Here is a 5,010-nt window from a genome sequence, read left to right on the forward strand (position 1 = left end):
CAAAATAATTAAATATAAAAGGCAAAATCCATGATGGAATGGTGACTACGGATTGATGCAATGAAACGGATGGGGATTACACATAAAAGACAATACATCAAAAAATAGACAAAATATAGCATTTCATTTGATTCTTGAGTAAGGTTTCAAGGTGATGACTGCAAAGAATTGCTCAGTATAGATGAAAGGAAAATTTTTAATGAAAACTCTCTATCAGCCAATTACCCGTGATTTAAGCCGAGCACTTGCAGATTTAGAAAAAGTAATGCCCTTTGATTTTCAACATTTACTGGTTATCGGCTGCAGCACCAGTGAAATCATGGGCGATCGTATAGGAACATCCGGTTCACTGGAAATTGCCGCAGCGGTTTTCGAAGCACTGAACACCTGCCATGTTAAAACCAAGGTGCATTTTGCATTTCAGTGCTGTGAGCACCTGAACCGCGTTCTGGTCGTCGATCAGCATCTGGCGAAAGAACGCAGGTTTGAGCAGGTAACGGTCCGCCCTATTCGTCATGCCGGGGGAGCGATGGCAACCTACGCCTATGAGCACATGGCCGCTGCCACCGTTGTTGAGTTTATCAAAGCCGACGGCGGTATTGATATCGGCGATACATTGATCGGCATGCATCTGCGCCATGTCGCTGTCCCGGTCCGCAGCGATGTTAAACAAATCGGAAAAGCTCATCTTGTGATGGCAAGGACCCGTCCAATGCTGATTGGCGGAAAAAGGGCCGTCTATCCGGAAATGTAAAAGATTCGCAATGATTCGGGGCTGTTTCAAAAGCCTCCTAAAAACAAAGAACCGAGTGGAGTGCGCACCAAAATTCCGCTCCGGTTCTTTGTTTATGGTATTGCCCGGCTTTCCTTTTCTCCCAGTGGGCCCCCCTTTCGGACTTTCTTCAGAAAGTCGTCAGCCAGCACCGGGAGCCGGATTCAATCGCGATTTTTTCCAGCCCTCTTAAATGAAATCGGCGATTTTTTCTGTAACTTTTTCCAAGACAAGAGATGAAAAGGCGAGAGGGGAAATGCTTCTCCCTCCTGCCCTTTATTCGAAGCTCCCTTTTGAGACAGTCTCATCTTTCCGCACTTAAAGATTTTACTAAAACGGGCTCACCGGTCATTAACCAAGTAATCTTTCGCCATCCATTTTTCACTGGAAGTAAAGGTTATCGTCAGCCATTCTGTCAAATGTCCATAGCCCAGTTCGCGATCAATTTCATTACGAATTTTGTCTAAATCAGCTACACTGCCGACATTAAAGTCCCGATCAACCAATATATTAATCTCAATAATCTGCGTATTTCCATATACTTGCACCGAGCTGACGTAATCTTTAAACGAATAATAGGCCATAAATTTATCCATAACATGTTGGACATGATTGTGTAAATTCTGCGGTGCAACCATGAGGATCTGTTTAACGGACGGGATTAAAATCTTTAAAGTCGAAGGAAGCATCTGTATCGACATAACAATTAAAATAATGGGGTCAACGTAAACAGATAAGTATCGCCACTCTGTCCGCGACAATACCCAGGCAATTGCAAAACTGAATAACAGGCTTATTGATGACTTAGCATCAATGGACCAGCTGATGTTATCATAGCGGACTAAATTGGATTTTAATTTTTTATTGACATACCGGACGTAGAAATAATACACAGAGTCGCTTATTGTAAAAAATAAAGCATAAAATATGGCAATATTAAAATCCATCTGATTGCCATGGCTTAATAAGCTTAAAATACCCGAAAAAAGGGCGTATCCCAAAATAATTAACGTAAAACTTCCTTCTGCAATTAAAACAAGCGGTTCGAAATGCCAGTAGCCAAATTGGAACCGCTTGCTCGTTTCATTCTGAGTCAGTTTAGACGTACCTAACATCATTAACTTAATGATGACCGCTATAAATGAAAATACGCCGTCCAAGGTAATTGCCCGGGAGTTAGATATTGTTCCCACTACCGTACCGCCCACAGCAACCAAAAACATCATACCGACAGACTGTTTCAGCAATTTTTGCTCAATGATTTTTTTATTTACCATTTTAAATGACTTTTATTAAAGTAAAAGGCGCTGCACTATTCACCTATTTAGCATTAATAAAAAACTTATTAAAGTCCCCTCTTTGTTTTTAACAGGTATCTATGATGAAACGCCGCTTTATGCGCATACGATGTTATAAGTTTGATGTACAAACACTTAATTATTATATCATATTTTCTCTCCCGGGACATTGCCGGCAGAGAGCCTGTCCCTTGATCTCTGCCGGCTGCTCCCTTCTTCTTAATTCATTTTATTCATCTCTATGTCCGATGTATGTCCGGAAATTGTGGAATCCTTACAGCCATAATCATGTAAAATAAATTCGGATAACGATTAAAACGTTAGCGTATCAATATGGCATCGGTTCGGAAGTGGACGCTGTACTATCAATCTTCATAATCGGTGCCATCAAAGATCGGAATTGTATGACCCATGCAGCTTCTGAAAATTTTCCAGCCGATGACCGGCTGCCTTCAATAAAAAAAAGATGGATCCTGGGGGATCCATCTGTCGAGAGTATTTTTACTTTGTCAAACCGTCAGATTGTAAGGGAATAACGTATTCGGCTTAAAAAACTGCAGCCCCCCTTTGAAAAGGGACTGAGGACTACTCACCCCGCTCCTGCATACGCTCAGACCGGGCAAGCATGTGAACATCCAGCCCTTTCATCGGTTCCCCCAGTCCTCTGGAAACCTCAATAATACGGGAGTAGTCTTGATAGTACGTCGTCGCTTCAACAATTCCTTTGGCAAATGCAGATGGGTTTTCCGACTTAAAAATACCTGATCCGACAAATACACCGTCCGCTCCCAATTCCATCATGAGTGCGGCATCCGCCGGTGTAGCAACTCCGCCGGCCGCGAAATTAACCACCGGAAGGCAGCCCTTTTTCTTTATTTGCAGAAGTACATCATAGGGTGCACCCAATTCTTTCGCTGCTACGATCAGTTCATCTGCCGACATAGCAACAATTTTATTGACTTCATGATTGACGATCCGAAGATGGCGAACGGCTTCAACAATGTTTCCGGTTCCCGGTTCTCCTTTAGTTCTGAGCATTGACGCACCCTCGCCGATCCGCCGTGCGGCCTCGCCCAGATCCCGGCAGCCGCAGACGAACGGTACCGTAAATTCTTTTTTGTTGATGTGATAAATATCATCGGCAGGAGTCAGCACTTCGCTCTCATCAATATAATCAACACCCATAGCCTCCAGCATGCGGGCCTCAACTATATGGCCGATCCGGGCTTTAGCCATAACCGGGATAGAGACGGCGTTCATAATCTGTTCAATAGCTGCAGGATCGGCCATGCGCGCGACTCCTCCGTCTTTACGAATATCCGACGGCACCCGCTCGAGAGCCATAACGGCTACCGCTCCCGCTTCCTCCGCTATTTTCGCCTGCTCGGCATTGACGACATCCATAATAACGCCGCCCTTCTGCATCTCGGCCATGCCCCGCTTGATCTTATCGGTTCCAGTCTGAGCCATTGAATATCCCCCCTGCTATAAACTAACATCCCGTGCCAAAAAATATAAATATGATCGGTTAAACGGCTTTATGGATTCCACTGCTCTCATTTCTTGCATCAAAGCGATGTGAAATAAACCCGTATAGCGTCCATCCGGCGAAAACAACGATAGAACCATAAGTCATTGCTTCAAAACCGCTGGCATAAAGTGCGTACAAACTGTATATGGAGCCGATTAATGCCACCAGATTGGTTACCCTTGCTTTTTTCACAGATGTCTTGGCGTATATCTGAATCACAGCCAATGCGGCCATCGACAGCAAATAAGGAATCAGATTAGTAACGACGGCCAAATTAACTAATATGGTGAACTGCTTGGACAAAGAGGGGCTAATCGTCATGAGAGCAAGAAGGCTCTGAATAATAGTCAGCACAGTCATACCGACAATCGGGGCATCTTTTGTTGTCACTTTACTGAATAGATGAGGAAAATAGCCGACATCGGCAGAACTCTTAAACACGCGGCCAATTGTAAACTGCCATCCCAGTAAAGAACCGATACAAGCGATCATCATAAGTCCCATAATTATTTTGCCGACAGCCGGAGTAAACATTGTGGCAAAGGCCAGACCGAACGGAGCAGTTGAGTTTACCAGGCTGGAATTGGGAACGATGCCGGCAATGACATTTGTAGACAGAATATACACGACGGCACATCCCAGGGTTCCTCCCAATACTGCAATCGGAATATCCCGCTGCGGGTTTTCAACAGCATCCATATTTGCGCACGCAGATTCAAATCCCAGGAAAGACCACAAAGTTATGGAAATAGATTGTCCCATCGCTGAAAAAAACGGCAGATTGTGAGGATTCCAGGCGGCTGCGTACATTCCTCCTTTAAACCAGAACCAGCCGATTACTCCCACCAAGACGACAGGAATAATGACTCCCCATATGGTAAAAGATCCTATTCTGCCGGTTATTTTGGCTCCCCCAAAATTGGCCACCGTGGTCAGCCATAGAACAAAAATTGTCCATAGAGCGACGGCAACCGGAGAGAGAGTGACGCCGAAAAGTTCTGCAGCATACCCCACGGCTGTGATTGCTATGGCCACGTTTGCGATAGCTAAAGATATGCCGTAGGTATAATTCGCCATGAAATTCCCTGATTTACCGAATGAATACTCTGCATATCCGCCCATTCCGCCGGCTTTTTGACTAAACATGCCGCATTGTGCAAAACCGTAGGATAAGGCCAGCGATCCCAATGCGGTAACTATCCAGGAAGTTATAGAAATCGTTCCTACCTCGGCCAATTTAGTAGGAAGCATAATGATTCCGGATCCCATCATATTGACTGCTGTCAGTATGGTAAGCTGCCAGACTCCCATTTTATTGCTTTTGCCCATTTTCAGCACTCCTTATGGATACCAAGCTATTAATTCGAATTTTCTAGATTAATTATCATAATTTAATGATTGACCTTACC

General features: G+C 44.3%; 4 protein-coding genes. 1 reads left to right on the forward strand and 3 read right to left on the reverse strand.

Translation table 11 applies throughout. From position 1 onward, the window contains the following. Nucleotides 1–181: 181 nt before the first annotated feature. Nucleotides 182–754, forward strand: a complete 573-nt coding sequence (locus Q6A92_RS17100) for a TIGR01440 family protein (RefSeq protein ID WP_332238833.1) — start codon at nt 182–184, stop codon at nt 752–754. Nucleotides 755–1,113: 359 nt separating this feature from the next. On the opposite strand, the gene Q6A92_RS17105 is transcribed toward Q6A92_RS17100, so the two are convergent. The 3 genes from Q6A92_RS17105 to potE form a co-directional block, all read right to left on the reverse strand. Next, on the reverse strand, nt 1,114–2,049 hold the full coding sequence (locus Q6A92_RS17105; RefSeq protein WP_332238834.1) for a cation diffusion facilitator family transporter: 936 nt from the start codon (nt 2,047–2,049) through the stop codon (nt 1,114–1,116). Nucleotides 2,050–2,655: 606 nt separating this feature from the next. Next, nucleotides 2,656–3,540 carry a pyridoxal 5'-phosphate synthase lyase subunit PdxS gene (gene pdxS / locus Q6A92_RS17110; protein ID WP_274402243.1) on the reverse strand — a complete coding sequence of 295 codons (885 nt, stop codon included), beginning with the start codon at nt 3,538–3,540 and terminating at the stop codon, nt 2,656–2,658. A 58-nt stretch (nt 3,541–3,598) separates the two neighbouring features. Beyond that, entirely contained in the window at nt 3,599–4,930 is a 1,332-nt protein-coding gene (potE, locus tag Q6A92_RS17115; protein ID WP_332238835.1) for a putrescine-ornithine antiporter, read from the reverse strand. Nucleotides 4,931–5,010 lie beyond the last annotated feature (80 nt).

This window comes from Sporolactobacillus sp. KGMB 08714 (assembly GCF_036598985.1).
Taxonomy (GTDB): Bacteria; Bacillota; Bacilli; order Bacillales; family Sporolactobacillaceae; genus Sporolactobacillus.